The organism is Glycomyces amatae, assembly GCF_020991375.1.
Lineage (GTDB): Bacteria > Actinomycetota > Actinomycetes > Mycobacteriales > Micromonosporaceae > Glycomyces > Glycomyces amatae.
Window position 1 is genome coordinate 34,235 of the sequence record NZ_JAJLQZ010000023.1, and the last position, 26,236, is coordinate 60,470.

A 26,236-nucleotide genomic window follows, 5' to 3' on the forward strand; every position below is an offset into this window, starting at 1 on the left:
CCCCCGGCGGACCCTGGCGGAGACCTAGATTGACCGAACAGCGGAACCGGCCCCGTGAGAGGCCGGTGTGGCTCCGGCGGTCCGGCGGCGCCCTCGCCCGCTGGGCGGGCCGCGCCGCCAGGCCCCTGGTCGACCGCTTCCGCGCCTCGCTCCAGCTGCGCGTCGTCGCCTCGACCCTCATCGCCTCCACGGTCCTGGTCCTCATCTTCAGCTTCGTCGTGGCCGGATCGGTCACCTCCGGTCTCCTCGCCGAACGCGAGGAGACCGCCGTCGAGGAGACCGAGAACGCCGTCGAGCAGGCGGCCGAGCAGCTCGCCCCCTACGGCTCCACCTCCGACGAGGTACTCGCCACGACCATGCAGCGCATCGTCAACGAGCTCGCCGAGGACCCGGTCTACGCGCCGGTCATCGTCCTGCGCACCGCCGACGGCGTCGTCACCAAGTCCCACGCCGTCTCCGGCGAAGCCCTCCCCTCCGAGGCGCTCCAGGACGTCGTGGCCGACCACAAGATCGCCGTCCAGTACGGCGACTTCGCCCTCGACAGCGACGAGCCCATGCCCTACCTCGTCGTCGGCTCCTACATCGACCTGAACGTCGACTACGAGCTGTACGCGTTCTACCGGCTGGACTCCCAGCAGGACGCCATCAGCCTGCTGCGCACCAACCTCGCCCTCGCAGGGGTCGCGCTCGTGCTGCTCCTGGGCGTCATCGCCGCCCTCGTCACCCGGCTCGTCGTCACCCCCGTGCGCGAGGCCGCCCGCACCTCCCAGCGCCTGGCCGCCGGGCTCCTCCACGAGCGCATGGAGGTGCGCGGCTCCGACGACCTCGCCCGCCTGGCCGGGTCCTTCAACCTCATGGCCGAGAACCTCCAGAGCCAGATCCGGCGCCTGGAGGAGATGTCGATGATGCAGCGGCGCTTCACCTCCGACGTGTCCCACGAGCTGCGCACGCCCCTGGCGACCATCCGCATGGCCGCCGACCTGCTCTACGACAACCGCGACGACTTCGACCCGGTCACCAAGCGCTCCACCGAGCTGCTCCAGCACGAGATCGACCGCTTCGAGGACCTCCTCCAGGAGCTTCTGGAGATCTCCCGCTTCGACTCCGGCTTCGCCTCGCTCGAAGTGGACGCCGTGGACGTCGCCCGCATCGCCGAGGACGTCGTGGCGGGCCTGTCCCACCTCGCGAGCGAGTGCGGCGTACCGGTCGCCGTCGCCAAGCCCGGGCGCCGCGTCATCGCCGAGGTCGACCCGCGCCGGGTCCAGCGGATCCTGCGCAACCTCGTCTCCAACGCCATCGAGCACGCCGAGGGCGGCCCCGTCGAGGTCACCGTGGCCGAGTCCGAGACCGCCGTCGCCGTCGCCGTCCGCGACCACGGCGTGGGCCTCAAGCCCGGCCACGCCGACCGCGTCTTCGACCGCTTCTGGCGCGCCGACCCCTCCCGCAACCGCAAGACCGGCGGCACGGGCCTGGGCCTGGCCATCAGCCTGGAGGACGCCAAACTCCACTCCGGCACTCTCCAGGCCGCCGGCGAGCCCGGCAAGGGCACCCTCTTCGTGCTGACGCTGCCGCTCCAGGCCGGGAACCGGGTCATCACCTCGCCGATCCCGCTGCGCTTCGACGCGCCGATCCTGCAACCCCTGGAACGCAAGGAGGCCCCGCATGCGACGCAGGACTAGCCTCGCCGCCGTCCTCGCCCTCGGCGTCACCTGGGCCGCGAGCGCCTGCGGCATCCCCTCCGGCAAGGCTCCCGAGGTCATCGGCGACGCCCCCAGCGACTTCGACCAGTCCTCCGGCACCAGCGCCGAGGTGTACGGCCCGACCGACAAGCCCGAGGAGACCGTCCAGAACTACCTCAAGGCCGCCGCGGGCGACCCCGACGGGCGCAACGACCGCCTCAACGCCTTCACCGTCGGCGGCGAGCAGGAGTTCTCGGACCCGTCCACCGGCCTCGACCTGCTCGCCGGCGCCCACGTGGCCATCGACTCCAACGCCGGCGTCGGCTCCGCCACCGTCAAGGTGACCGGCTCGGTCGTGGGCACCTACCTGTCCAACGGGTCGGTGCGCATGAACTCCGCCCCCCGCGACTACGACGAGTCGTTCACCCTCCAGCGCGAGAGCCTCCAGGACAACTGGAAGATCACGGTGCCGCCCAACCAGGCGATGCTCGACTACTCCTACTTCACCACCGCCTACGAAGAGGTCCCGCTGTACTTCCAGGCCGGCCAGCGCGACCTCCTCGTGCCGGACCTGCGCTGGATCTTCGCCGACCTCGACCCCGAGATCGACCGGCGGCTGCGCCTGGGCTGGCTGCTGCTGGGGCCCTCCGAGTTCGTGAGCGTCGCCGCCCGCAACGCCGTCCCCGAGGGCACCGCGGGACGGGTCGGCGACGAGGACGGCGAGGTCGGCATCGAGCTCACCACCGCCCTCGGCGACGCGGTCGACGAGGACACGTCCCGCGCCATCGCCGCGCAGGTCGCCTGGAGCCTCGGGCTCGACAGCGACTTCACCCTCACCGTCGACGGCGGCGAGGCCTTCCACGGCAGCCTCGACAACTGGCGGGCCTGGAACGCCATCCCCGCCTCCGACGCGCTCTCCGAGACCGGCTACTTCATCGCCGAGGACACGGTGTGGGAGTACACGAGCAACGAGGAGGTCACCACCGCCTCGGCCGACCACACCTGGGTCGGGTTCACCCTCGCGGGTCTGCGGCAGGTCGCGGTCGGCGTCGACGGCCGCATCGCCGCGGTCGTGCAGGGCGCCGGGACCGACACCCTCCAGGTCGGCACGAGGGACGACGCGATGCAGGTCATGGCCCAGCTCAGCGGGAGCCTCGCCGACCCGCAGTGGCTCTCCGACACCACGGTCATGGTCATCGACGACGGCACGCCGACCGCGGTCGACACCAGGACCGGGGCGGTCCAGACCCTCGAGGTGGGGGACGCGGTGACCTCGCTGGCGCTCGCCGCCGACGGGCGGCGCCTGGCCTTCGTGGAGGACGGCCTCGCGTGGATCGCGCCGCTGAGCGTCAACGCCGACGGGAACCTCCAGGCGGGGGAGCCCAAGCCGATCGGCCTGGACATCACCGACGTCACGGACGTGGCCTGGAGCTCGGAGAACTACCTGTGGGTGGCCGGGGTGCGCGGCGACGACCGGCTCTTGATGGTCGCCGTCGACAACTCGCGGACCGAGGTCCAGGACTGGACGCTGGGTCTGGACATCGCGCAGGTCGCGGCCAACCCGGCCGACCCGGTCGAGTCGAGCCTCAACCGCGGCGAACCGGTGCTCGTGGTCGCGAACGCGACGCTGTACCGGGTCCACTTCTCCGGGCCGGTCGAGGTCGAGAACGGCAACCACGCGGTGGCCGCGACGGCCCCGTTCACGGTGCCGCAGTGAGCGAAGGGCCCGGAGCCGATGCTCCGGGCCTTTCGCTCACAAACTCAGGAGCCGACCGTGCTGCGCGTTCTGTTCCCGGCCCGACCCCTTCGCAGGCTCAGGAGTCGACCGTGCTGCGCCTTCTGTTCCCGGCCCGACTCCTTCGCAGGCTCAGGAGTCGACCGTGCTGTGCTGCCCGTTCCCGGCCCGACCCCTTCGCAGGCTCAGGAGTCGACCGTGAAGCCGACCGACCGCACGTTGGTCGCGGCGACCTCGACGTACGCGATCTTCTCGGCGGGGATGTACACCTGCCGGCCCTTCTCGTCCTCGAGCCGCAGGACTCCGCCCTTGCCGACGGCCTGTTCGATCGTCTCGGACAGGTCCTTCGGCGACAGCTTGCTCTCCAACACCAGTTCGCGTGGGGCGTACTGGACACCGATCTTGACCTCCACGGGCCCTCCTCAATCGAAATGCTCTGACGTCTAGACGCATGCAAGACTACTAGCGGCGGCCCTCCGCGCAGGGCACCGAGGAGTGCGCCGAGAGCGAACTAAGCCGCCCCCCACTCGCCTTCGGCTTCTCTCGGGCCGTGCCTTCCGCTTCCCTCACTCGCCTTCGGCTTCGCGAGGGAAGTGCGAAATCCCGCGCCAGGCGAGGCTGCTCATGAGCTGCACGGCCTCCTCCTTGGGGATCACGCGGCCCGAGGCGATCCACTTCCGGGCCGCGACCTCCGCGGTCCCGACCAGGCCGGTGGCGAGCAGTTCGGCGCGGGCCTTGTCGACGTGGGCGTCGGCCATGATCGTGTCGGCCATCGCCGCCACGCACTCGGCCTCCATGCGCAGCACCCGCTCGGCGACCTCGGGGTCGTTGCGCTGGTCGGACTCGAACACCAGCCGGAACGCCTCGCCCTGGGCGTCCACGAAGTCGAAGTAGGCCCGCATGGCGCGGTTCACCCGCTCCTTGTTGTCGTCCGTGGACGCTATGGCGTCCCTGACCTGGCCCACCAGCTCGGCGGCCCGGCCGTCCAGCAGCGCCAGGTACAGCTCCAGCTTCGACGCGAAGTGCTGGTACAGGACCGGCTTGGAGACCCCGGCGTTCTCGGCGATGTCGTCCATCGAGGTGTTGTGGTAACCGTTGGACACGAAGACGTCCTGCGCGGCCCGCAGCAGCTGGGCTCGGCGTTCGCTCCTGGGCAGTCGGATCCGGCCCTCTCCGGCGCTGTTCACAGGGCACCTCTCCTCGCGTCATGTCGCCCATCCGTCAGTCGCGGGCTCTTGCGACCTGAAGGAAGCTTACGGAAACCTGAATACAGTCTCCCAGCGTACGGGGGCGACAAACGCGGCTTCGAGTCACTGGGCGCGCCACGGTACCTTGAGACCGGGAATATGAAGGAGTTGTCCAGTGGTGTATGACCAGAACCGGCCGGATGAGCCGTCGCGCCCGAGCGGAGAGGAGCGGACCTCTCGCAGGCGCATCGGCAGGTCCTGGGGCCCGCCCGCCGAGGAGGCCCCCGAGGCCCCCGAGGAGGCGCGCCAGGGGATGGCCCAGCCGCCTGAGCAGTACCGGTTCGACCCGGACCGCGGGCGCCGCCACCGCTACAGCGAGGACCCGACCGGGCAGGTCCCGAACGTGCCGGTCGAGATCGCCGAGACCGGGCCGATGGTCCCGGCCACCAGGCGCCCCTCGCCCGGCGAGCAGTTCGCCCCGCTCCCCGCGGCCCCCGAGACCCCGCAAGGCCCCCAAGGATTCCCGAACGACCCGAACCAGCAGCCCCAGCCTCCGCAGCAGCCGCCGTCGCCGTTCGCACCGCCGGGTGCGAACCATGAGCGCAGTGCGCCGCCGGGTGCGAACCATGAGCGCAGTGCGCCGCCGGGTGCGAACCATGAGCGCAGTGCGCCGCCGGGCGCGAACCATGAGCGCAGTGCGCCGCCGGGTGCGAACCATGAGCGCAGTGCGCCGCCGGGCGCGAACCAGGAGTTCGGCGCCCCGACCGCGAACCACGAGCAGGCCACGCCCCCGCCGCAGCAGCACCTGAGCGCGCCGCAGGACTTCGGCGCCCCCCAGCAGCACCCCGGCTACAGCGCCCCGCCCGCGCCCGGCGACTACGCCCAGCAGCAGGGCCCCCCGCACCCGGGACCGAACCAGGAGTTCGGCGCGCCGGGCGCGAACCACGAGTACAGCGCCCCTAACCCCGAGCACGGCGCCCCGCAGCACTTCAGCGCCCCGCCCCAGGCCGGCGCGATGCCGAGCGCGCCCCCCGCCAACCCGGCGTTCGCCACACCCGCCCCGGGCCAGGACCGCCCCCTCCCTCCGACGCCGCCGGAGCCGCCCGCCGCGCCTGAGCCGCCCCAGCAGTACTCGCAGCCCGCGCCGCAGCACACCGGCCCCATCGAGGTCCCGCAGCCGCCGGCGCAGCAGGCCCCGCCCGTGCCGCCCACCCCGGCGGCCCCCGGGCCCATCCCCGTCGGCGAGCAGCAGACCGACCAGTTCCCGATCGTCCAGCGCCAGCCGCTCACCGAGGTGTCGCCCGCGGCCGTCCCGAGCCCGCCCGTCACCGAGCAGGCCCCGCTGCGCACGGCCCCGGCGAACCGGCCGCCGCTCGCCGAGCCCACCCCTCCCGCGACCGTGGAGCAGCCCGGCCACCTGCCCGGCGCGCCCGGCCCGTCCGGGGGGAGCGACACCGAGTCCGAGCGCCTGGTCGACGCGGTCCGCCAGGTTCCCGGCGTCCGCGACGCGTTCCACGTGACCGCCCCCGACGGCGCCTCCAGCCTCCGGCTCGAGCTCGAAGAGGGCGTCGACCCCGACGAGGTCCACGCGGTCGTCTCCGCCGTCGTCGCCGAGCAGCGCGCGGTCGAGCCCGGCCCGCAGTCCTCGGACGAGCCCGGCCAGGACATCAGCGCCCAGGTCGAGGCCCCCTCCACCGACGTCGAGGTCGCGCAGGTCGGCCCGGTCGAGCTGCGCCGCGTCGACATCGAGTCGGCCGGCCTCGAGGCCGAGGTCAGCGTCACGCTCTCCCTCGGCGGCGACGAGTCGACCGGGAAGGTCGCCGTCCCGCCCATCGACTGGCACATCCAGCACGCCGCCGCGGCGGCCACAGTGGAGGCGCTGCGCCCGCGGCTCGCCGCCGGCGACGTCCGCGTCGAGGTCGAGCACGCCTCGATCGTGCCGACCGGGCCGGTCAAGACCGCCGTCGTGGTCATCCTGTGGCTCGACGGCCAGGCCGTGCGGCGCCTCTCCGGCGCCGCCGTGGTCACCGCCGAACGTTCGCGCGCCGTGGTTTCGGCTACTTTGGGCGCACTCGCTGCCGAAGTGTCACACTAGGACCCATGAAACGGGCGCGGCTGGTCGACGCCGGCGGGGTTCGCACCCCCCGGCGCCCGCACCCGCCGTGGCCCGGCATCGAGCACCAGCTGAGCCGCCGCCGGCTGTTCATCCGGCACACCCCGCCGACCGCCAAGGGCGCCGAGCCCGCGGTGTTCGTGCACGGCCTCGGCGGCTCGGCCCAGAACTGGACCGACCTCGCCGACGCCCTCTCCGACCGGCTCGCCGTCGACGCGGTCGACCTGCCCGGCTTCGGCCACTCGGCGCCCGCCCCGCGCGTCACCGTCCCACTGCTCGCGCAGGACGTCGCCGCCTGGATCGTCGAGTCCGGGCGCGGGCCCGTGCACCTGGCGGGCCACTCCCTGGGCGGGGCGGTCTCGGTCTACCTCGCCGCGACCCGGCCGGGCCTGGTCCGCACGCTGACGCTGGTGTCCCCGGCGATGCCCTTCGCCAACCCCCGGCGCTCGCACCAGTCCCGCTACCTGCCGATGCTCGCGGTGCCGAACATGGCCTGGTTCGCCGACCGCGCCATGCGCTCGCGCACCCCCGAGCAGGTCGTGGACGACATCATCTTCGGCACCTGGGCGGTCCCGGAGCTCATCCACCCGCAGCGCCGGCGCGAGGCGATCGCCGAGGCCCGCCACCGGCTCGCCGTCCCCTGGAACAACCGCGCCTACATCCAGACCTACCGGGGGCTCATGGCCTCCTTCTTCCAGTCGTTCGTCCCGGGCACGCACTCGCTGTGGCGCCTCGCGGCCGAGATCCAGTGCCCGACCCTGGTCATCTGGGGCAAGCAGGACCGGGTGATCGACGTGCGCCAGGCCCCGCCCGCGGCCCTGGCCATCCCCGACTCGCGCCTGCTCATCCTCGACCAGACCGGGCACGTGGCGATGATGGAGCGCCCGCAGGCGACCGCCCGCGCGATGGCCGCGATGCTCGACGAGTTCCACAGCGAAGCGGTCGAGCCGGTCGCCGAGCCCGAGACGGCGGTGTCGTGACCGCGGCCGCGAGCAGTGTCGGACCCGCCGGGCAGTATTGAGACCAGGGGACCCGCCCGCCCCGTGCGGCCTCGGCGTGTCCGCATGGTGAACTCGAATCGGGCCACATGAAAACCGGGGCTGGGCCAATCGCGGCTCCGTCTGTCTTAGACTCGCCGGTGTGACTGAGGGACGGCTCGACCGCAACCGCAGGCTCCGCAGGCGGCGCCGCTTCGTGCTGCTCGCCATCCTCGTCCTCATGGCGGGGACGGGTGCCTACTTCGCCATCGACGCCGCCGACGCCGAGAAACCGCAGGCCCTGGACGAGCAGCAGGTCGCCCCGAGCACCGTCGTCGCGCCGTCCCCCGACGCCCCGCCCTCTCCCAGCCCCGAGGCCGCGGTCGTCCCGCCGCTGTACTTCTCCGGCACCGGCACCTGGACCTACGCCGAACCGGCGGACACCGGGGTCCTCGGCACCGCTGGCACGCTCCTCACCTACGACGTCGCCGTCGAGAACGGCCTCGAGCTCGACGCGGAGGAGTTCAGCGGGTTCGTCCACGCGACGCTCGCCGACCCCCGCTCCTGGACCGCGGGCGGCGGCTGGCGCTTCCAGCAGGTCGGCGAGGGCGGCGGCGCGGACTTCACCGTCTACCTCGCCAGCCCCGAGCAGCGCGCGCTGCTGTGCGGCTCGACCAACACCACCGTCTCGTGCCGCAACGGCGACAGCGTCGTCATCAACTCGGCCCGCTGGATCACCGCCGTCGACCACTGGGACGGCACCCTCGACGGCTACCGCCAGTACGCCGTGAACCACGAGGTCGGGCACCGGCTCGGCCACGGCCACGAGGTGTGCCCCGCCGAGGGCGAGACCTCCCCGGTCATGGCCCAGCAGACCTACCGGCTCGCCGGCTGCGTCGGCAACTCCTGGCCCTTCCCCGACGGCGAGACGTACGTGTCGGGGCCCGCGGGGGACTACAACGGCCCCGAGCTCCCCCCGGACGACTTCGTCGACCGCTAGACCCGCATTCCACAGAATGGGACGGACCGTCCCACGGGCGTGAAGAACCGCACACCGCGCTTCCCGGTGGAATATCCACACCGTGGACATGCATTATTGGACATATGAGTTTGCCGCCGCTGGTCGAACCAGCCTCTGAGCTGTCGGTCGACGAGGTGCGCCGCTATTCGCGCCACCTCATCATCCCCGACGTCGCCATGGACGGTCAGAAACGACTCAAGAACGCCAAGGTGCTCTGCGTGGGCGCGGGCGGCCTCGGGTCCCCCGCGCTGATGTACCTGGCCGCCGCCGGGGTCGGCACGATCGGCATCGCCGAGTTCGACACCGTCGACGAATCGAACCTCCAGCGCCAGATCATCCACGGCCAGTCCGACATCGGCCGCCCCAAGTCCGAGTCGGCCGCCGCCACGATCCGCGAGATCAACCCGCATGTCGAGGTCGTCATCCACAACGCGGTGCTCGACAACGACAACGTCTTCGAGATCTTCGAGCCGTACGACCTCATCATCGACGGCACCGACAACTTCGCGACCCGCTACATGGTCAACGACGCGGCCGTGCTCTCCGGCAAGCCGTACGTGTGGGGCTCGATCTACCGCTTCGACGGCCAGGCCAGCGTCTTCTGGGCCGACCAGGGCCCGTGCTACCGCTGCCTCTACCCCGAGCCCCCGCCGCCGGGCATGGTCCCGAGCTGCGCCGAGGGCGGCGTCCTCGGCGTCCTGTGCGCCTCGATCGGCTCGATCCAGACCACCGAGGCCATCAAGCTGCTCACCGGCATCGGCGACCCGCTCGTCGGCTCGCTCATGGTCTACGACGCCCTGGAGATGAGCTACCGCAAGATCAAGGTCCGCAAGGACCCCAACTGCGCGGTCTGCGGCCCGAACGCCACGATCAAGGAGCTCATCGACTACGAGGAGTTCTGCGGGTCGGTCACCGACGAGGCGGCCGAGGCCGTCGTCGGCTCGACCATCACGGCGCGCGAGCTGGCCGAGTGGCTCAAGGAGGGCCGCGACATCGACCTCATCGACGTGCGCGAGCCCGCCGAGTACGAGATCGTGCGCATCCCCGGTTCGCGGCTGATCCCCAAGGGCGACATCGTCTCCGGTGCCGCGCTCAGCGATCTGCCGACCGAGCGGCAGGCGGTCTTCTACTGCAAGGCGGGCGTGCGCTCCGCCGAGGCCCTGGCCGCCGCCAAGGCCGCCGGGCTGAAGAACGCCGTCCACGTCCAGGGCGGCGTGCTCGGCTGGATCAACCAGGTCGACCCGAGCCTGCCGGCCTACTAGCGGGCGTCCGCGAGGGGCGTGCGGCCACGGGCCGTACGCCCTTCGTCGCGCTTTGGGTTGCTTCGAGTCGTTATGAGATTTCAGACTCGGTTCATCAAGGAATTCCCTTCCTGAGGCGTTGACTCCCGGTTGACCGGTTCCCTAGCCTGGGCTCCATGACCCGCAAAAGCGAACGATCCTCCAGTCGCGTGCGTTCCTCCCGCCGGACCGTCCTGCGCTTCGGCGTCCCCGCCGCCGCGGTCCTCGTCGGCGGCGGTGCCGTGGCCACGGTGGCCGCGAACGCCTCCGAGCTCGGCCTCGACACCGTCTTCGGCGTCTCCCGCGAAGAGCTCGAGGCCGACCTCAAGACCCGGATCGACGCCTACCTCGCCTCCACGGACACTCTGGTCGAGGCCTCGGTCGCCGTCGAGAAGGCCGGCATGCGCCTCGACTACAACCCCGCGCAGACCCACATCACCGCCTCCGTCGTCAAGGTCGAGATCCTCGCGATGGTCCAGCAGTACTGGGGCTCGGTCGACGCGATCCCCGAGGACCACCGGGAACTGCTGGAGCGCATGATCACCGAGTCCCACAACGACTCGACCACGTCCCTCTACAACTACCTCGGCGGAGCCGAGGCCCTCCGGGCCGCGCACGAGCGGTACGGCCTCCAGGACACCGCGGTCGACGCGCAGGGCCGCTGGGGCGTGGGCTGGTCCAGCGCCCCCGACCAGCTGGTCCTCACCGACCTCAACCTCTTCGCAGGGGTGCTCGACGCCGAGCAGGTCGCCCTCGGCCGCGAGCTCATGGGCGCCGTCGTCGAGGAGCAGGCGTGGGGCGTCTCCGCCGCCGCGAAGGAGGGCGAGGCGGTCTGGCTCAAGAACGGCTGGGACGTCGAGTCGCAGCTCGACGGCCTATGGGTGGTCAACTCCGTCGGCGTCCTCGACGGCGACGGCGACGAGCCGGTCACGATGGCGATCCTCACCAGCGGCGCCGTCGACGACGCCGAGGGCATCCCGATCGTCGAGGAGGTCGCCCGGATCACCCGCGAGGTCATCGACACCGAATAGCCCTGCGGCGCAACGGCACGGACATGCGAAAGGCCCGGACCGGAGTCCGGGCCCTTCGTCTTCGCCTAGTAGCGGTAGTGGTCGGGCTTGTACGGCCCCTCGACCTTCACGCCGATGTAGTCGGCCTGCTTCTTGGACAGCTCGGTCAGCTTGACGCCCAAGGCGTCCAGGTGCAGGCGGGCCACCTCCTCGTCGAGGTGCTTCGGCAGCGTGTACACGCCGATCGGGTACGACTCGAGCCTGGTGTGCAGCTCCATCTGCCAGCACCTGGTTCGTGAAGCTGTTGCTCATCACGAAGCTCGGGTGGCCGGTCGCGTTGCCCAGGTTGAGCAGCCGGCCCTCGCTCAGCACGATGATCGAGTGCCCCGCGGCGCCGTCGACGCCCGCGAACTGCCACTCGTGGACCTGCGGCTTGACCTCGAGCTTCTTGATCCCCGGCTCGGCGGCGAGGCCGGCCATGTCGATCTCGTTGTCGAAGTGCCCGATGTTGCCCACGATCGCCTGGTGCTTCATCCGGCGCATGTGGTCGACCGAGATGATGTCGCGGTTGCCGGTGGTGGTGATGAAGATGTCCGCGTACTCGACCGCGTCCTCGAGGGTCAGCACCTGGTAGCCGTCCATCGCGGCCTGGAGCGCGCAGATCGGGTCGATCTCGGTGACGATCACGCGGGCGCCCTGGCCGCGCAGCGCCTCGGCCGAGCCCTTCCCGACGTCGCCGTAGCCGCACACGACCGCGACCTTGCCGCCGATGAGGACGTCGGTGGCCCGGTTGATCCCGTCGGGCAGCGAGTGCCGCACGCCGTACTTGTTGTCGAACTTGGACTTGGTGACCGAGTCGTTCACGTTGATCGCCGGGAACGGCAGGCGCCCGTCGCGCTCGAGCTCGTAGAGCCGGTGCACGCCGGTGGTGGTCTCCTCGGTGACGCCCCGGATCGCCGTGGCCTGGCGGCTGAAGCGGCCCGGGTCGTCCTTGAGCGAGCGGGCCAGCAGCGAGAGCACCACGGCCTCCTCCTCGCTGTCGGCCGAGCCCGGGTCGGGGACGGCCCCGGCGGCCTCGAACTTGGCGCCGTTGACGACCAGCATCGTGGCGTCGCCGCCGTCGTCGAGGATCAGGTTCGGCTCCTCGTCGCCCCAGTCGAGCGCCCGCTCGGTGCACCACCAGTACTCCTCGAGGGACTCGCCCTTCCAGGCGAAGACCGGGACGCCCTGCGGCTGGTCGGGGGTGCCCGGGCCGACGGCGATCGCGGCGGCGGCGTGGTCCTGAGTGGAGAAGATGTTGCACGAGGCCCACCGCACGCGGGCGCCGAGCGCCGTGAGCGTCTCGATGAGGACGGCGGTCTGGATCGTCATGTGCAGGGACCCGGTGATGCGGGCGCCCTCCAGGGGACGGGACGCGCCGTAGCGCTCGCGCAGGGCCATCAGGCCGGGCATCTCGTGTTCGGCCAGTCGGATCTCGTGCCGGCCGTAGTCGGCCAGCTTGAGGTCGGCGACCTTGTAGTCGTCGGCTCGCAGCGTGTTCGTCATGCCTGAAATGCTACGCGGTGCCCCCGGGCGGGCCCGTCGAACGGGCCCGTGGCGGCGGCCACGCGGCGGCCGCGAAAGGGGTGGTCGGGGCCACCGTGACGGGCGGCGGCGGAAGTCACGGAAAAAATATCCGTGGAACCCGAGTTTCGGCTTGACACTGCCGAGGCTATGGGTAATATTGCAGATACGCAGCGTCACGGAGATGCGGAGATCCACAGGGTCTCGAACCATCACCGCCGGCGCCACGGGGAAACCAAACCGGGGGGAGTGCCGGGCAGTCTGGGGTGGCTGCCCGGCACATTAATTTTTGCGCCGGACCACAGGCCCGGGCCGCATCGCGGCCGGGGCCTTTTGTCGTACTCCGCGAATACCCTTGAACCAAGGGGTCCCCCAGGGACTACCCGCCTTCGCGTGCCCCGGGCCCGCGGCCTCCGGGCCCGAGCCGCGGATCGAACCGCCTCCCGCTAATTCGATTGCGCCTCGTCCCGATCCGCGAGAGGGTCCCTACGTGAGCAACTCTGACATCGACATCGTTCCGATCGACCCGCTCGACCGCGAGCTGGTCGACGGCTGGATCCGCACCCAGCGCGCCGTCGTCGAGCACGACCTGCCCGGCGAGCCGCTGCCCAGCCCCGCGTTCCAGCGGCTCCGGCTCCTCCTGTGGCCCGACGCCCTCGACGTCGAGCGGTACGTCGCGCGCCGCGACGGCACCGTCGTCGGTGCGCTCCAGTACTCCATGCCGAACCAGGACAACCAGCACCTCCTCGAACTCGAACTCGAGGTCCACCCCGAGCACCGCCGCCAGGGCGTCGGCACCGCGCTGCTCGAGTTCACCGAGCGCCGCGCCGCCGAACTCGGCCGCGACACGATCCTCGCCTTCGCCGTCGACTCCCTGGAGGACGGCCCGCGCTTCGACCACTCCGGGCAGGAGTTCGCGAAGGCCCGCGGCTACAAGACCGTCGACCAGGAGATCCACCGCCGCAACGACATCACGCTCGTCGGCGACGACGAACTCGCCCGGCTCTACGCCGACGCCTGGGCCAAGGCCGCCGGCTACGAGCTCGTGCAGTGGATCGACGACTGCCCCGAGGAGATCGTCGACGGGTACGCCGCCCTGTGCGAGCGCATGTACACCGACCCGCCCCAGGGCGAGGAGCTCGACATCCGCCCCGCCGAGTACGACGCCGCCCGCATCCGCAACACCGAGTGGACGCGCAAGGAGCGGGCCGAGACCCGCTTCTGCAGTGCCGTCGTCCACGTGGAGTCCGGCGAGGTCGCCGGCATGACCGACCTCGGCCTCATCCCCGGCGAGGAGCTCCACGCCTACCAGGGCGACACCATCGTCGAGGAGAAGCACCGAGGACACCGCCTCGGCATCATCCTCAAGATCGCCAACCAGCGGCTCATGCGCCGCTACCGCCCCGAGATCCGCTACGTCCACACCTGGAACGCCGAGGTCAACGACCACATGATCCTCATCAACGAGGCCATGGGCTACCGGCCCCTGTGCCGCGACCTCGACGTGCAGAAGAAGCTCGCCTGACACCGAGTTCCCGCGTTGCAATGGGAGACGGCCCGACCGCGCAGCGGTCGGGCCGTTCGTTTTCCGCAAATGACGTTGCGCCCCGAGAGGCCCGTGCCTGATCGTCGATGACATGCATACCAACGACATCGACATCACCCCGATCGACCCGCTCGACCGCGGCCTGGTCGACGCCTGGATCGACATGCGGCACGCCGTCGCGACCCACGACAGGCCCGGCGAAGCGCACGTCAACCCCGCGCTGCAACGCCTGAACCTGCTGCTGTGGTCCGAGGCGGTCGACGTCGAGCGCCACGTCGCCCGCGTCGGCGCCGAGGTCGTCGGCGCCCTCGAGCTCTCGATGCCCGTCAAGGACAACCGGCACCTGGTGGAGCTCGCGCTCGAGGTCCACCCCGACCACCGCAGGCGCGGCGTCGGGACCGCGCTGCTCGGCTTCGCCGAGCGCCGCGCCGCCGGACTGGGCCGCGACACGCTCCTGGGCTACGCCGTCGAGCGCCTCGACGGCGGACCGGCCTTCGACGAGGCCGGGCGCCGCTTCGCCGCCGCCCGCGGCTACCGGGTCGTCGACCGGGACGTCCACCGCCGCAACGACCTCGCGCTCACCGACGAGGAGGCGCTCGCGCGCCGCTACGACGAGGCCTGGGAGCACGCCGACGGGTACGAACTCGTGCAGTCGGTCGCCCGCGCGGTCCCCGACGACCTCGTCGAGGGCATCGCCCACCTGTGCGAGCGCATGTACACCGACCCGCCGATGGGGGAGGAGCTGGACATCAGGCCGGCCGTGTTCGACGCCGCGCGCCTGCGCGACTACGAGCGCACCCGCGAGCGGCGCGCCCAGATGCAGGTCATCACGGCCGTCCGCCACATCGAGACGGGCGTGGTCGCCGGGTACACCTTCATCCTCGTCAACCCCGGCGACGACGAGCACGCCTGGCAGGACGACACCATCGTCCTGCCCGAGCACCGCGGCCGCCGCCTGGGCACGATCCTCAAGATCGCCAACCAGCGCCAGCTGCTGCGCCACCGGCCGGCGATGCGCCATGTGCACACCTGGAACGCCGAGGCCAACGACCGCATGATCGAGATCAACGAGATGATGGGCTACCGGCCCCTGTGCCGCGACCTCAACGTGCAGAAGAAGCTCGCCTGAGACCGGCCCTGCGACGGGAGACGGCCCGACCGCGATGCGGTCGGGCCGGTCTTCGCGGGCGCTCAGGCGCTCGCGATGAACAGCTCGCCGATCCCCGAGGCCGTGACCGGCCCGGCGGTGCCCGCCGAGAACGCGGCGCGGCCCGGCGACAGGGCGACCTCGCCCTCGCCGTCGGCCACGGTGACGGCGCCGCCGGTGGACAGGCAGATCCGCGGGCCGTCGAGCTCGACGGTCACCGCCTCGCCCGTCAGCGTGACGCGCCGCAGCGCGAAGTCGTCGATGGGGACCGGCCAGGAGCGCACCGGGCCGTCGTCCTCGGCCCCCGTGCGCGGGTCGGTCATCGCCTGGAAGTCCAGGACGCGCAGCAGCTCGGGCACGTCCACGCGCTTGTTGGTGAGGCCGCCGCGCAGCACGTTGTCGCTGGCGGCCATGACCTCGACGCCGAAGCCGTGCAGGTAGGCGTGCAGGTTCCCCGCGGGCATGTACACGGCCTCGCCGGGCTGGAGCGTGATGTGGTTGAGCAGCAGGCTCACCAGTACGCCCGGGTCGTCGGGGTAGGAGCGGGCCAGGGACACCAGGTCGGCGCCGTCCTCGGTCGCGAGCTCGGAGGCGGCCTTCGCCGCGGCGTCGATGATCGAGCGGCACTCCTCGCGGGCGAGCCCGAGGAGGTCCGGGACGGCCTTGCGGAGCCCGGCCTTCCGGTCGCGCAGCGTGGCGGTGAGCCCTTCGAGCTCGGGGACGCCGAGCGCCTCGATGTCCGCGGCCGCCGCGAGCGGGTCGCGGAAGCCGCACATGGCGCGGAACTCGGTGAGCGCCACCAGCATCTCGGGCTTGTGGTTGTCGTCCACGTAGTTGCGGTAGGCCGTGTCGATGCCGATGCGCATCTCCCGCTGGTGGCCCGAGTGGGCCTGGCGGGCGTTCGGGTGCGCCTGGAGCGACAGCGGCTTGGCGGCCGCGAGGAGCTTGAGCAGGAACGGGAGCCTCGGGCCGAACCGCTCGGCGGCGCGCTCGCCGAGCATCGCGGCGGGGTTCGAGGCGATCGCGTCGTCCAGCGGCCCCCCGTCGTGGAGGGTCGAGGGGGCGCTGTGGTGGGCGCCGAACCACTCCTCGGCCTCTGGCAGGTCCGCGGGGACCTCCCGGCCCTGGAGCCGGGCGAGGTCGACCTGCGACCCCCAGGCGTAGTTGCGGATGACGCCGTACAGCCCCTGCACCGCCGCTCCTCTTGTTGTTCGGGTGTTGTTCAGGTCGGAGGACTCAACTGTATCGGTACGGCCCGCGCGCCCCGATACCCCGGCCCGTCTCCTGCGGCGCCGCCCGGTGGAACGCGGGAGGCCGCGGCGGGCACCGCCCGCCGCGGCCTCCCGCAATGCCCGTGAGCTGCGAGGACGGCTACTCGCCGCCGAGCGTCAGGTCCTTCATCTCCGAGACCGCCGGGACGCGCATCGGGTCGAGCCCGTGGGCGAGCGCGAGGTACACGGACGCGAAGTCGGGCACCGAGATGAGCGAGGCGAGCCGCTCGAGCGCGCAGCCGCCCTCGGCCGGGAGCACGTCGCAGCGGACGCCGCGCCGGGCGGCCAGGTCGGCCACGGCGTCGGCGCGGCGGGTGTCGGGCTTGGGGGTGGAGTCGTCGCCGTCGAGCCCGTCGTCGCGCATGAGCACGATCCGCAGGCGCGTCAGCTCGTCCTCCCCGGGGTCGGCGAAGATGTCCTTCCGGCCTTCGGCGAGCGAGCCGAACACGCCGTCGAGGAGGCCGACGCGGCCGCGCCCGACCTCGCCGAGCTCCCCGGAGACGACCGGGTAGCGGGAGTTCGCGGCGAGCATGTCGCCGAAGCGCCGGGCGGCGACGCCCGCGAGCGGGCTGGAGCCCCACACGACCGGGATCGACCCGGCCAGGTTCATCGCGAGCTCCTTGGCGGGGTTCACGTAGGCGTCGGCGTCGGGGCGGCAGCGCTCGGCGTCCTCGTCGAGGCGGCGCGCGGTCTCGGCGATGTCGGCCTCGACCAGGCTCACGAGCCCGAGCTCCCTGGCGGCCATGAGGACCGGGACGGTGAGGGCCCACAGGCTGAGCCGGGCCGGGGCCCGGCGCGGGACGGCCACGAACGAGGCGCGGGCCCGCTCGGCCACGGCCTGGAGCTCGGAGTCGGGGGCGCCGATGGCGACCAGGCGCGCGCCGCGGCGGGCGGCGGCCTCGGCGGCGGCGAGCGCCTCGGGGCTGCGTCCGGACGCGGACACGGCGATGACCACGTCGGCGGCGCCGACCCAGCCGGGGACGCCGGCGGAGCGGTGCCCGAGGATCGGCACGGGGCAGCGGGGCCCGGCGACGGTGGCGAGGATGTCGCCGGTCCGGGCGGCGGTGCCGACGCCCGCGACGACGACCGCCCGCGGGCGGCCCTCCTCGGCGAGCGCGCCGAGCCCGGCGTCGGCGGCGAGCGCGGCGGACTCCCGCAGCTGCGGCCCGGCCGAGGCGAGCGCCCACAGGGCGCCGCCGGGGCGGATCGCGTCGCTCAGGTCGCCTTCGATGCGGCGCTCGTCGGGGAGCCGGTCGCCGGTGATCCCGGCGAGCCCGTCGTCCTCAGGACCCATGCTGTGTTCCTCCTTGGCCTCTGGCCTGCGGGGCCGCGCCCCTGGGCGGTTCGCTTCGGTTGCGGGGGAGCCGGCCGCCGTGGGGCGGCCGCTGGTCGGGGGCCTACTCGCCGTGGTGCGCGGCGCCGTTGCCGGAAGCGCCGCCGCCGGAGGCGCTGTCGAGGAGCATCACGGGGATGCCGTCCTCGACCCGGAAGACCTTCGCGCACTCGGAGCAGGTGAGCGCGTTCTCCTCGCGGTCGTAGGCGAGCGGCGCGTGGTGGGGCTCGGGGCAGCGCAGCAGTTCCAGGAGCACGGGTTTGGGCGCGGTGGCGGGCATGGGCTAGTTCCTTACGATGCGGAGGATGTCGTCGCGCAGCCGTTCCATCGAGGCCTGGTCGGGGCCTTCGACGTTGAGCCGCAGCAGCGGTTCGGTGTTCGAGGGGCGCAGGTTGGCCCACGAGCCGTCCCGGAGGGAGACGGTGAGGCCGTCGAGCCGGTCGGTCTCGACCCCGTCCCGGCCCGCGAAGTGGTCGGCGACCTCTTCGATCTTGGCGTGCGGGTCGGCGACCTCGGAGTTGATCTCGCCGGAGGGCGTGTAGCGGACGAACCGGTCCGCCAGTTCCGACAGGGGCCGGTCGGTCTCGCCGACCGCCGCCAGGACGTGCATGGCCGCGAGCATGCCGGTGTCGGCGAACCAGAAGTCCCGGAAGTAGTAGTGCCCGGAGTGCTCGCCGCCGAAGACCGCGTCCTCCTCGGCCATGACGGCCTTGATGTAGGAGTGGCCGACGCGGGTGCGCAGGGGGCGGCCGCCGTGCTCGGCGATGATCTCGGGGACGGCCTTGGAGCAGATCAGGTTGTGGCACACGGCGCTGCCGGGGTGCTTGGCGAGTTCGCGGGTGGCGATGAGCGCGGTGATGGCCGACGGCGTGACGGGCTCGCCGTCGGCGTCGACCACGAAGCAGCGGTCGGCGTCGCCGTCGAAGGCCAGGCCGAGGTCGGCGCCGACCTCCTTGACGCGGGCCTGGAGGTCGACGAGGTTCGCCGGCTCCAGCGGGTTCGCCTCGTGGTTGGGAAAGGTGCCGTCGAGCTCGAAGTAGAGCGGGTCGATCTCCAGCGGGAGCCCGTCCAGGAGCTGGTCGCCGAGGACGGCCGGGACGGTGTGGCCGCCCATGCCGTTGCCCGCGTCGACCACGATCTTGAGCGGGCGGATCTTCGCGAGGTCGACGAGGTCGCGCATGTACGCGGCGTACGCGGCGAGGAAGTCCTCCTTCACGACGCTGCCCGGCTCGGCGGCGGCGGGGGCGGGCTCGCCGTCGAGGATCGCCTGGGCCCTGTCGCGGATGTCGGCCAGGCCGGTGTCGAGGCCGATCGGCCGCGCGGCGGGCAGGCACATCTTCAGGCCGTTGTACTCGGCGGGGTTGTGGCTGGCGGTGAACATCGCGCCGGCGACGTCGCGGCTGCCGGCGATGAAGTAGAGCATGTCGGTCGAGCACAGGCCGGTCTCGATGACGTCGGCCCCCGCCCTGGTGGCGCCGCGCGCGAACGCGGCGGCGAAACCGGGCCCCGAGTCGCGCATGTCGTGGCCGACGGCCCAGGTCCGCTCGCCGGTGACGGCGACGGCGGCCGCGCCGATGGCCTCCATGACCTCGGGCGTGAGTTGCGAGCCGACGAGTCCGCGGACGTCGTAGGCCTTCACGAATTCGCTGAGCTGGGAAGCCACGGGTCAGATGCCGCCTTTCCGGGTTACGGGGCCGGTGGGAGGCGCCGGGACCGCAGCTGCGGCGTGCGGGGCCGCCTCCGTGACGAGACTAGCGCTGTGGGTCCTCGTCGCCGGACACCACCCGGAGGTGACGCCGGGCACCGAACTGGGGGCCCGCGGGGCGGTGCCCCGGCCGCTGCGCCGTTTCGGTCTCGGCCAGGCGGCGGCTCGCGAGCGTGGCCGCGTCGGCCGGTTCGGTCTCGGGTTCGTGCCGCTCGCCGACGGCCGCCTCGCGGACGGCGTTGGCCAGGGCGACCAGGTCGTCGTCGGTGGGCATGGGCACGGCGTAGTCGCCCTGGTGGCGGACCAGTTCCCAGCCGTGGGGGACGGTGAGGCGCCGGGCGTGGGCGTCGCACAGGTCGTAGCTGTGGGGCTCCCGCGCCGTCGAGAGCGGGCCGACCACAGCGGTCGAATCCGAGTATATGTATGTCAAAGTGGCCACCGCAGGCTGGCGGCAGCCGTTCCGGGAGCAACGCCGATCCGACCTCACCCCACGAAACTACCACTCGCTGTGGCGAAGTCAGCGGCGCTGAGCAGTGGCCTCTCACGGATTCGTGTCGCCGCGGATCGCGGGGGCCGTTTCGGTCGGACCCGGACGCTAAGGTGGCCCCATGCGCAGAGATCGACACGGACGGGGGATGCGGGGGCCGCTCGCGCCCCGCGCCCTGCCGCTGCGGCGCACGGCCGTGGAGGAGTTCGACGCGCTGGTGATGGACGCGGTGGCGGTGCTCGAGCAGCGCCTCGCGGAGAACCTCGGTTCGAACTTCACCGATCTGCGGCACGTCGAGTTCGCCGTCGACGAGGTCCCGCCGGACTCGCAGGACTACGACGCCGACGTGGTCGAGGACCGCGGGGTGCCGCTGTCGAAGCTGTACCCGGCGCAGCCGGGCACGGTCGCGGCCGCGCCCCGGATCGTGCTGTACCGCAGGCCGATCGAGATCCGGTACGACTCGAAGGCCGACGCCGAGTCGCTGGTGCGCTCGATCCTGGCCGAGCAGCTCGCGTCCCTGCTCAACCTGCCGCCCGAGGACCTGGAGTCCTAGGCCCCGTTGCCGCCCCCTTGGACCGCGTCCGGCCCCGGGCACGGCGGAAGGGCGGGACTTCGCTGGCCCGCCCTCTCGCCGTGTCGTGCGATCGTAGATGTCCTCTTATGCGGCGACCGGGATCCGGTCGCGCGCCGCCTCCTCGACGAGCTCCTCCGCCGGTGCGCCCATGCGGGCGCCGACGAGCTCGTCCATCAGGGCGCCGCCCTGTCCGCCGGTGGCGACGCTGAGTCGCTCGTACGGCTCGGCGTGGCGCATTTCCTGCGCGAACGCCGCCTCCGCGGCCACCGCGGGGTTGATCATCGGGGTCGGCAGGCACACCACCACCGGGATGCGCTCGCTGCGCCGGCGTGCCGCTTCGCGCGCCTGGCGCTTGATCTTGCGGCGCTCGCGCTCGGAGAGCCCGCCCCAGATCCCGAACCGCTCGTCGTGGTCGAGCGCGTACTGCAGACAGTTCTCTTTGACCTCGCACCGCGCGCAGATGCGTTTCGCATCCCGCGTGGAGCCCCCTTTTTCGGGGAAGAACGCCTCCGGATCGGTCTGCGCGCACAATGCGCGAGCCTGCCACTCCGGAACGTTACCCAACAGGTCGGCCAAGTAGTCACGGCCGTCCATATGCGTCCGCCTCCTCGTTCGCGCACCGGTCGAACCGGTGCTCCCCCCTTGCAATCACTTGCGCGGCAACGGCATGAGGACCGGGCGCGGACGCGTCGCCTCCCCTGAGACGCGTACGGCCCCGCTGCGGGCCACCAGGTGGTCCGCCGGTGCGTCAGTCCTGCATGTCTGCGGCTTCTTCTCGGAAGCCCCGGTGCCCGCGGGCGGCCTGTAGATGGGGCCGCGCCGCCTTGCTCATCTCTATGGACGATGAGTCTTCATCGCTAATCCGATAACGGTTCGATGTCAGACGATAGCGCACAGTGATCTGATTGATGGAAGGACCCCTCAGACTCACGCTTGCGGGGGACTTGTCTTGACAGGAGTGTCTAGGCTTCGTCCTGTTCCTCTGTAGTGGAGGATCGCTCGCGATCGCCGCGGCGGCGCGAAAGGAACAGGCCGACGCCGGCCAGCGTCAGCCACACCGCGTCGAGCACCAGTCGCTCCACCGCGGTGCGGGTGTCGATGAAGACCTGTCCCTCCTCGGCCAGCTGCCTGGCATCGTCGAAACCGTACCGAGCCGCCGAGAACATCAGCAGCACTCCGATAACGAGGTAGGCGACGTAGAGGAGACGGGTGAGGCGGCCGATCACCCTTCCGGGTCGCGTGTCGGGCGCCAGGAGCGCCGCGAGCGCCGGGAGCGCGACGGGGACGATCGAGAAGAGGGTCCCGCGGGCGTCGTCGGTGAAGCCGATCCCGGCGGCGCGTCTGAGGGTGTCGTCGCGCGGGTCGAGGCCGATCCCGAAGAGCCACTGGGAGAGCGCGACGAGGACGAAGGCCGCGGCGCAGGCCAGCAGGACGGCGGCGGCGACGGTGCGGTGGCGCGGGGCGAGCTGCATGGGCGCCATTACACCAGATCGGTCCGCGCGGCCTGCTTCACTTCCTCGACCAGCGCCTTGACCTCCTGGGCGCGGTCCCTGGGGCACACCAGGAGCGCGTCGGGGGTGTCGACGATGATCATGTCGTCGACGCCGACCGCGGCCACGAGGCGCCCGGCGGCGGGGACGACGACGTTGCGCTTGGACTCGGTCAGGAGCGTCTCGCCCGAGCCGCGGACGATGACGTTGCCGACCTTGTCGGCGGCCGTGAGGACCTGCCCGAGGGTGTGGTAGTCGCCCACGTCGTGCCAGTCGAAGTCGCCGGGGACGACGCCGACCTTGCCCGCGGCGGCGGCCGGCTCCATGACGGCGTAGTCGATCGAGATCTTCTCCAGGGTCGGCCACAGCTGCGAGAACAGCGCTTCGCGACCGGTGGAGTCCCAGGCGGCGGCGAGGGTGCGGACCGCGTCGTGGAGGGCCGGGCGGTGGCGCTTGAGCTCGGCGAGGAAGACGTCGACGCGCCAGACGAACATCCCGGCGTTCCACAGGTAGTTCCCGGCCGAGACGTACTCCACGGCCGAGACCTGGTCGGGCTTCTCGACGAAGGCCTCCAGCTGGTAGCCGGGGCCGACGGGCGCGCCGAGGCGCAGGTACCCGAAGCCGGTGTCGGGGCCGGTGGGGTTGATGCCGATGGTCATGAGCAGGCCGGTCTCGGCCAGCTCCATGGCGCGCTCGACGGTCTTGGCGAACGCCTCGCCGTCCAGCACGAGGTGGTCGGCGGCGAAGGCGCCCATGACCGCGGTCGGCTCGCGCTCGGCGATGACGGCGGCGGCGAGGCTGATGGCCGCCGCGGAGTCCCGCGGGGAGGGCTCGACGAGGATGTTGTCGCCGGGGACCTCGGGGAGCTGGCGGGCGACGTCGACGGCGTGCGCCGCGCCGGTGACGACGTACACGCGGCCGGGGTCGGACAGGAGCCGGACCCGTTCCACCGTCGATTGCAGCAGCGAGGAGCCCGTGCCGGTCAAGGGCAGCAGGAACTTGGGTCGTTGCGCGCGAGACAGGGGCCAGAGCCTGGTTCCGGAACCGCCTGCGGGGACCACCGCGTGAAGCATGCCAATAGTCTTGCACGCCGCTCCCACGTGCCCGTTCACCCCTGCGGCGGGGCAGCGCAGGTGACGCGGTCGCGACGGCCGCGTGAAGAATGCACCGATCCCCGGTGGCCCGCGGATCATGATATCGCTTGCCGACGGTTCGCGCCAGAGCCGGTCCGCCGCGGGGGATCGGCGGCCTCGCCGAACGCCATGAGTGCTCATGGGACGGATGCCTTCGGTAGCGGCGCTGCTCGATCCTGTTGCGGTGGCGGGCGTCTCGGACATCGACCCGGTATGCGAACGGCGGAGGCTCGCACCGCTGTCCTAGACTCACCGCTGTTCCGCCCAAGGAATCGTTCATCACCATCCCTAGGAGTTCCTTCGTGGCCTACCCGCCCGCTCCGGCTCCCGTCGCCCAGCCCATGCCCGTCAAACAGGGCAACGGCTTCGGCGTGACGGCTCTCGTGCTCGGCATCATCGGCATCGTGCTGGCCGTGATCCCCTTCCTGAACATCGTCGGGATCGTCCTCGGCGTACTCGCCCTCATCTTCGGCGTCGTCGCGCTGGCCACGGCCGGCAAGCGGAACGGCAAGGGCAGGGGCACCGGCGGCGCCGGCCTGGTGCTCGGCGTCCTCGCGGTGGGCGTCGCGATCGTCATCAACATCATGGTCGTGAACGCCGTCCAGGACACGGTCGACCAGTACTACGACGAGTACAAGTCCCAGTGCGAGGCCGAGGGCCTCACCACCGCGGAGTGCGACCAGCTGATCGAGGACATCGAGAACCTCTGACCGGTCGGACGTCGAAGGGCCGCGGCGACGCCGCGGCCCTTGTGCTTGCGGCGGAACGGATTCGGGCCGCCGAGGCCCGAGCGGCCCTCATCGCCGGGGCGCCGTCATCCGTTACGGCATGACAGCGGTGGTGCCGATGGCATACACTCGCCGCAGTTCTGCCCGGATCGAACATCGATCGCGAACCATTTGGAGTACGCCGTGTCCTACCCGCCCGCCCCGGCCCCCGCCCCCGAGCCCATGCCCGCCAAGCAGGGCAACGCCTTCGGCGTCACCGCCCTGGTCCTCGGCCTGGTCGGCCTGATCGTCTTCTCCTGGATCCCCGGGATCAACCTCATCACCGGACTTCCGCTCGGTGTGCTCGCCGTCATCTTCGGCATCGTCGCCATGGTCAAGGCCGGCTCGCGCGGCGGCAAGGGCAAGGGCACCGGCCTCGCCGGCATCATCCTCGGCGTGCTGACCCTCATCGCCTCGATCGCGATCTACTTCGTGCTCCTCGGCATCGCCGAGGACCAGTGCAACGACCCCGACTCGGCGGTCTACGGCTCCACCGAGTGCGCCGACCTCGAGAACATGTAGCGGTTTCAACCGGAGAGGGCCGCGGCATCGCCGCGGCCCTCTCCGTTCGCTAGAACAGCCGGGGCTGGCTCTCGTCCACGGCCCCGCGCATGTCGTCGTAGTCGAGGACCACGCAGCGGATGCCGCGGTCCTCGGCCAGGACCCGGGCCTGGGGCTTGATCGCCTGCGCGGCGAAGACGCCGTCGACCGGGGCCAGCAGCGGGTCGCGGTTGAGCAGCTCCAGGTACCGCGTCAACTGCTCGACGCCGTCGATCTCCCCGCGGCGCTTGATCTCGACGGCCACGTTCCTGCCGTCGGCGTTGCGGCACATGAGGTCCACCGGGCCGATCGCGGTCGGGTACTCCCGGCGGACCAGCGTCCACCCCTTGCCGAGCGGCCCGGTGTCGGCCGCGAGCAGCTCCTGGAGGTGCGCCTCGACCCCGTCCTTCTGGAGCCCCGGGTCGATCCCCAGCTCATGGCTGGAGTCGTGCAGGACCTCCTCGATGGTGATCTTGAGCTGGTCGCCGGTCTTCTTCGAGGTCACGGTCCACTCGGTGGCGCCCTCGACCACGGTGCAGGGAGGCGTCATCCAGTTGAGCGGCTTGTACGACCCCCCGTCGGCATGGACGAGCACGCTCCCGTCAGCCTTCCATATTATCAAACGGACAGCCATGGGCAAATGGGCGGAAAGCCGACCTGTGTAATCAACCTGGCACCGTGCCACCAACAAACGCATGCCGAAGACCCTACCGCCGACTCGGCGCGCGGCCCGCGCGTGCTCTCGCCGCCGGGGTTCGGGGTTCCAGATCACCGAACTTGCCGCAGGCCCGTCTGCCGCAGCGAGCGGCGGCGACTCCGGAGGTCTGCGCGACCGCTCACCCATCCGCGGGAGGGTGCAGAGGTGGTCATGAGATCGTCTGTTGCGCAGGGTGATCGATAGAAATTACGCTACGGGTATGTGGACTACCCTTCTGGCGACGCTTCTCGGTGCGGTCATCGCAACGGGCGCCACCATCCTCGTCGAGCGGCGCAGAGAGCGCCGAGCCGCCGAGGCGGAGTGGCGGCAGGTCCGGCGAGAACTGTACGGGTCGTTTCTGGCGACACTCTCCCAAGCGAGGCACGAACTCCGCGTACTGCTCCTCGAGACGCGGATGCCCGCGGAGGAGCGCATCGCCAGGGCGAACGAAGCCTGGGGCCGCTGCTACGTTCCGGGTCACCAGATGGAGGTGCTCGCGGCCCCCGACGTGGCCCGGCCTGCGGTCGCCTATTTTCATGCTGTGCGCGATCTGCGCGAAGCCATCGTCTCTGGGGAACCTCTGAGCGAGGCCGCACACGATGATCTGCTCAAAGCGGTGTTCGCCACCTTCAAGGAGGTCAAACAGGCGATGCGAGCAGACCTGAGCTCCAACATCGCCACTCTTTAGCGATGGAATGGCCGGATCGTCGGCGAGCCCTGGGGAGGGCTCTGGCGCCCTACATGGCTCGGCGTGCTCCTCATCGGGCCCGTGAATGATCAGAGCGTGGAAATAGCATCAGATGCGTCATTCGATCAGAGCGTGCGGTTCAATCTGACCCGTCCGCCTTCCAGATGATCAGCCGGGTGGCCATGGGCAGGCGGGCGGAAGGCCGCCCCGTGCAGTCGACCTGGCAGCGAGCCGCCGGCAAACGCATGGCCAGCACCCTGCCGGCCTTGCCGCGCCTGCCGTCGTGCCCGTGA

At 71.6% G+C, this 26,236-nt stretch carries 24 protein-coding genes and 2 pseudogenes; 13 read left to right on the plus strand and 13 right to left on the minus strand.

The window, feature by feature from the left end; translation table 11 throughout:
* The first annotated feature begins 29 nt into the window (after positions 1-29).
* Together mtrB and LO763_RS24365 are read left to right on the plus strand one after the other, a co-directional pair.
* Entirely contained in the window at positions 30-1,679 is a 1,650-nt protein-coding gene (gene mtrB / locus LO763_RS24360) for an MtrAB system histidine kinase MtrB (protein WP_230790106.1), read from the plus strand.
* On the plus strand, positions 1,663-3,396 hold the full coding sequence (locus LO763_RS24365; protein ID WP_230790108.1) for an LpqB family beta-propeller domain-containing protein: 1,734 nt from the start codon (positions 1,663-1,665) through the stop codon (positions 3,394-3,396). The genes mtrB and LO763_RS24365 overlap by 17 nt, the downstream gene beginning before the upstream one ends.
* Positions 3,397-3,599: 203 nt before the next feature.
* Here the strand turns inward: LO763_RS24365 and LO763_RS24370 are convergent, their stop codons facing one another.
* Together LO763_RS24370 and LO763_RS24375 are read right to left on the minus strand one after the other, a co-directional pair.
* A complete protein-coding gene (locus LO763_RS24370; protein WP_230790111.1) occupies positions 3,600-3,827 on the minus strand; it encodes a DUF3107 domain-containing protein in 228 nt (75 codons plus the stop codon).
* A 153-nt stretch (positions 3,828-3,980) separates the two neighbouring features.
* Positions 3,981-4,601 (minus strand): TetR/AcrR family transcriptional regulator, encoded by a 621-nt coding sequence (locus LO763_RS24375; protein ID WP_230790113.1) that lies wholly within the window; start codon positions 4,599-4,601, stop codon positions 3,981-3,983.
* A 175-nt stretch (positions 4,602-4,776) separates the two neighbouring features.
* Between LO763_RS24375 and LO763_RS24380 the strand changes: the two genes are divergently transcribed.
* From LO763_RS24380 to LO763_RS29460, 5 genes are all read left to right on the plus strand, one after another.
* Positions 4,777-6,696 (plus strand): hypothetical protein, encoded by a 1,920-nt coding sequence (locus LO763_RS24380; protein ID WP_230790117.1) that lies wholly within the window; start codon positions 4,777-4,779, stop codon positions 6,694-6,696.
* Between the two features lie 5 nt (positions 6,697-6,701).
* Positions 6,702-7,694, plus strand: coding sequence for an alpha/beta fold hydrolase (locus tag LO763_RS24385; RefSeq protein ID WP_230790120.1), 993 nt, complete (start codon positions 6,702-6,704; stop codon positions 7,692-7,694).
* A gap of 160 nt (positions 7,695-7,854) precedes the next feature.
* A complete protein-coding gene (locus LO763_RS24390) occupies positions 7,855-8,691 on the plus strand; it encodes a DUF3152 domain-containing protein (protein WP_230790123.1) in 837 nt (278 codons plus the stop codon).
* 104 nt (positions 8,692-8,795) lie between these two features.
* Positions 8,796-9,974, plus strand: a complete 1,179-nt coding sequence (moeZ, locus tag LO763_RS24395; RefSeq protein WP_230790126.1) for an adenylyltransferase/sulfurtransferase MoeZ — start codon at positions 8,796-8,798, stop codon at positions 9,972-9,974.
* Between the two features lie 188 nt (positions 9,975-10,162).
* Positions 10,163-11,023, plus strand: a complete 861-nt coding sequence (locus LO763_RS29460) for a serine hydrolase (RefSeq protein ID WP_304608873.1) — start codon at positions 10,163-10,165, stop codon at positions 11,021-11,023.
* Between the two features lie 65 nt (positions 11,024-11,088).
* On the opposite strand, the pseudogene ahcY reads toward LO763_RS29460, so the two are convergent.
* Positions 11,089-12,547 (minus strand): annotated as a pseudogene (ahcY, locus tag LO763_RS24400) (adenosylhomocysteinase).
* A 508-nt stretch (positions 12,548-13,055) separates the two neighbouring features.
* On the opposite strand from ahcY, the gene LO763_RS24405 reads away from it, so the two are divergent.
* Together LO763_RS24405 and LO763_RS24410 are read left to right on the plus strand one after the other, a co-directional pair.
* Positions 13,056-14,090 (plus strand): GNAT family N-acetyltransferase, encoded by a 1,035-nt coding sequence (locus LO763_RS24405; protein WP_230790131.1) that lies wholly within the window; start codon positions 13,056-13,058, stop codon positions 14,088-14,090.
* Between the two features lie 112 nt (positions 14,091-14,202).
* Positions 14,203-15,240, plus strand: a complete 1,038-nt coding sequence (locus LO763_RS24410) for a GNAT family N-acetyltransferase (RefSeq protein WP_230790134.1) — start codon at positions 14,203-14,205, stop codon at positions 15,238-15,240.
* A gap of 62 nt (positions 15,241-15,302) precedes the next feature.
* Here LO763_RS24410 and manA read toward each other — a convergent pair whose 3' ends face one another.
* The 5 genes from manA to LO763_RS24435 all read right to left on the minus strand — a co-directional run bounded on the left by manA (position 15,303) and on the right by LO763_RS24435 (position 20,054).
* Positions 15,303-16,451: a mannose-6-phosphate isomerase, class I gene (gene manA / locus LO763_RS24415; RefSeq protein WP_230790137.1), complete on the minus strand. Its 1,149-nt coding sequence runs from the start codon at positions 16,449-16,451 to the stop codon at positions 15,303-15,305.
* 178 nt (positions 16,452-16,629) lie between these two features.
* Positions 16,630-17,823 carry an SIS domain-containing protein gene (locus tag LO763_RS24420; RefSeq protein WP_230790140.1) on the minus strand — a complete coding sequence of 398 codons (1,194 nt, stop codon included), beginning with the start codon at positions 17,821-17,823 and terminating at the stop codon, positions 16,630-16,632.
* Positions 17,824-17,926: 103 nt separating this feature from the next.
* The gene (locus LO763_RS24425; RefSeq protein WP_230790142.1) at positions 17,927-18,142 is read right to left on the minus strand and encodes a Trm112 family protein; all 216 of its coding nucleotides are present in this window, start codon (positions 18,140-18,142) and stop codon (positions 17,927-17,929) included.
* Positions 18,143-18,145: 3 nt separating this feature from the next.
* Positions 18,146-19,525 (minus strand): phosphomannomutase/phosphoglucomutase, encoded by a 1,380-nt coding sequence (locus LO763_RS24430; protein ID WP_230790144.1) that lies wholly within the window; start codon positions 19,523-19,525, stop codon positions 18,146-18,148.
* 88 nt (positions 19,526-19,613) lie between these two features.
* On the minus strand, positions 19,614-20,054 hold the full coding sequence (locus tag LO763_RS24435) for a DUF3499 domain-containing protein (protein ID WP_369432076.1): 441 nt from the start codon (positions 20,052-20,054) through the stop codon (positions 19,614-19,616).
* A gap of 121 nt (positions 20,055-20,175) precedes the next feature.
* On the opposite strand from LO763_RS24435, the gene LO763_RS24440 reads away from it, so the two are divergent.
* Positions 20,176-20,607 carry a metallopeptidase family protein gene (locus LO763_RS24440; RefSeq protein WP_230790150.1) on the plus strand — a complete coding sequence of 144 codons (432 nt, stop codon included), beginning with the start codon at positions 20,176-20,178 and terminating at the stop codon, positions 20,605-20,607.
* Between the two features lie 363 nt (positions 20,608-20,970).
* Here the strand turns inward: LO763_RS24440 and LO763_RS24445 are convergent.
* The 3 genes and pseudogenes from LO763_RS24445 to LO763_RS24455 form a co-directional block, all read right to left on the minus strand.
* Positions 20,971-21,222: pseudogene (locus LO763_RS24445) on the minus strand (WhiB family transcriptional regulator); the annotation flags it as partial.
* 368 nt (positions 21,223-21,590) lie between these two features.
* Positions 21,591-22,100 carry a hypothetical protein gene (locus LO763_RS24450; RefSeq protein WP_230790153.1) on the minus strand — a complete coding sequence of 170 codons (510 nt, stop codon included), beginning with the start codon at positions 22,098-22,100 and terminating at the stop codon, positions 21,591-21,593.
* Between the two features lie 8 nt (positions 22,101-22,108).
* Entirely contained in the window at positions 22,109-23,191 is a 1,083-nt protein-coding gene (locus tag LO763_RS24455) for a mannose-1-phosphate guanylyltransferase (protein WP_230790156.1), read from the minus strand.
* A 362-nt stretch (positions 23,192-23,553) separates the two neighbouring features.
* On the opposite strand from LO763_RS24455, the gene LO763_RS24460 reads away from it, so the two are divergent.
* Both LO763_RS24460 and LO763_RS24465 read left to right on the plus strand, forming a co-directional pair.
* Complete coding sequence (locus LO763_RS24460; RefSeq protein WP_230790159.1) at positions 23,554-23,961, plus strand: hypothetical protein; 408 nt, start codon at positions 23,554-23,556, stop codon at positions 23,959-23,961.
* Between the two features lie 201 nt (positions 23,962-24,162).
* Positions 24,163-24,540, plus strand: coding sequence for a DUF4190 domain-containing protein (locus LO763_RS24465; RefSeq protein ID WP_230790161.1), 378 nt, complete (start codon positions 24,163-24,165; stop codon positions 24,538-24,540).
* A 49-nt stretch (positions 24,541-24,589) separates the two neighbouring features.
* Here the strand turns inward: LO763_RS24465 and nucS are convergent, their stop codons facing one another.
* On the minus strand, positions 24,590-25,255 hold the full coding sequence (gene nucS, locus LO763_RS24470) for an endonuclease NucS (RefSeq protein WP_230790164.1): 666 nt from the start codon (positions 25,253-25,255) through the stop codon (positions 24,590-24,592).
* Positions 25,256-25,475: 220 nt separating this feature from the next.
* On the opposite strand from nucS, the gene LO763_RS24475 reads away from it, so the two are divergent.
* Positions 25,476-25,943 (plus strand): hypothetical protein, encoded by a 468-nt coding sequence (locus LO763_RS24475; RefSeq protein ID WP_230790167.1) that lies wholly within the window; start codon positions 25,476-25,478, stop codon positions 25,941-25,943.
* A 139-nt stretch (positions 25,944-26,082) separates the two neighbouring features.
* Here the strand turns inward: LO763_RS24475 and LO763_RS29470 are convergent, their stop codons facing one another.
* Positions 26,083-26,190, minus strand: coding sequence for an endonuclease NucS domain-containing protein (locus tag LO763_RS29470; RefSeq protein WP_304608875.1), 108 nt, complete (start codon positions 26,188-26,190; stop codon positions 26,083-26,085).
* Positions 26,191-26,236: the final 46 nt, after the last annotated feature.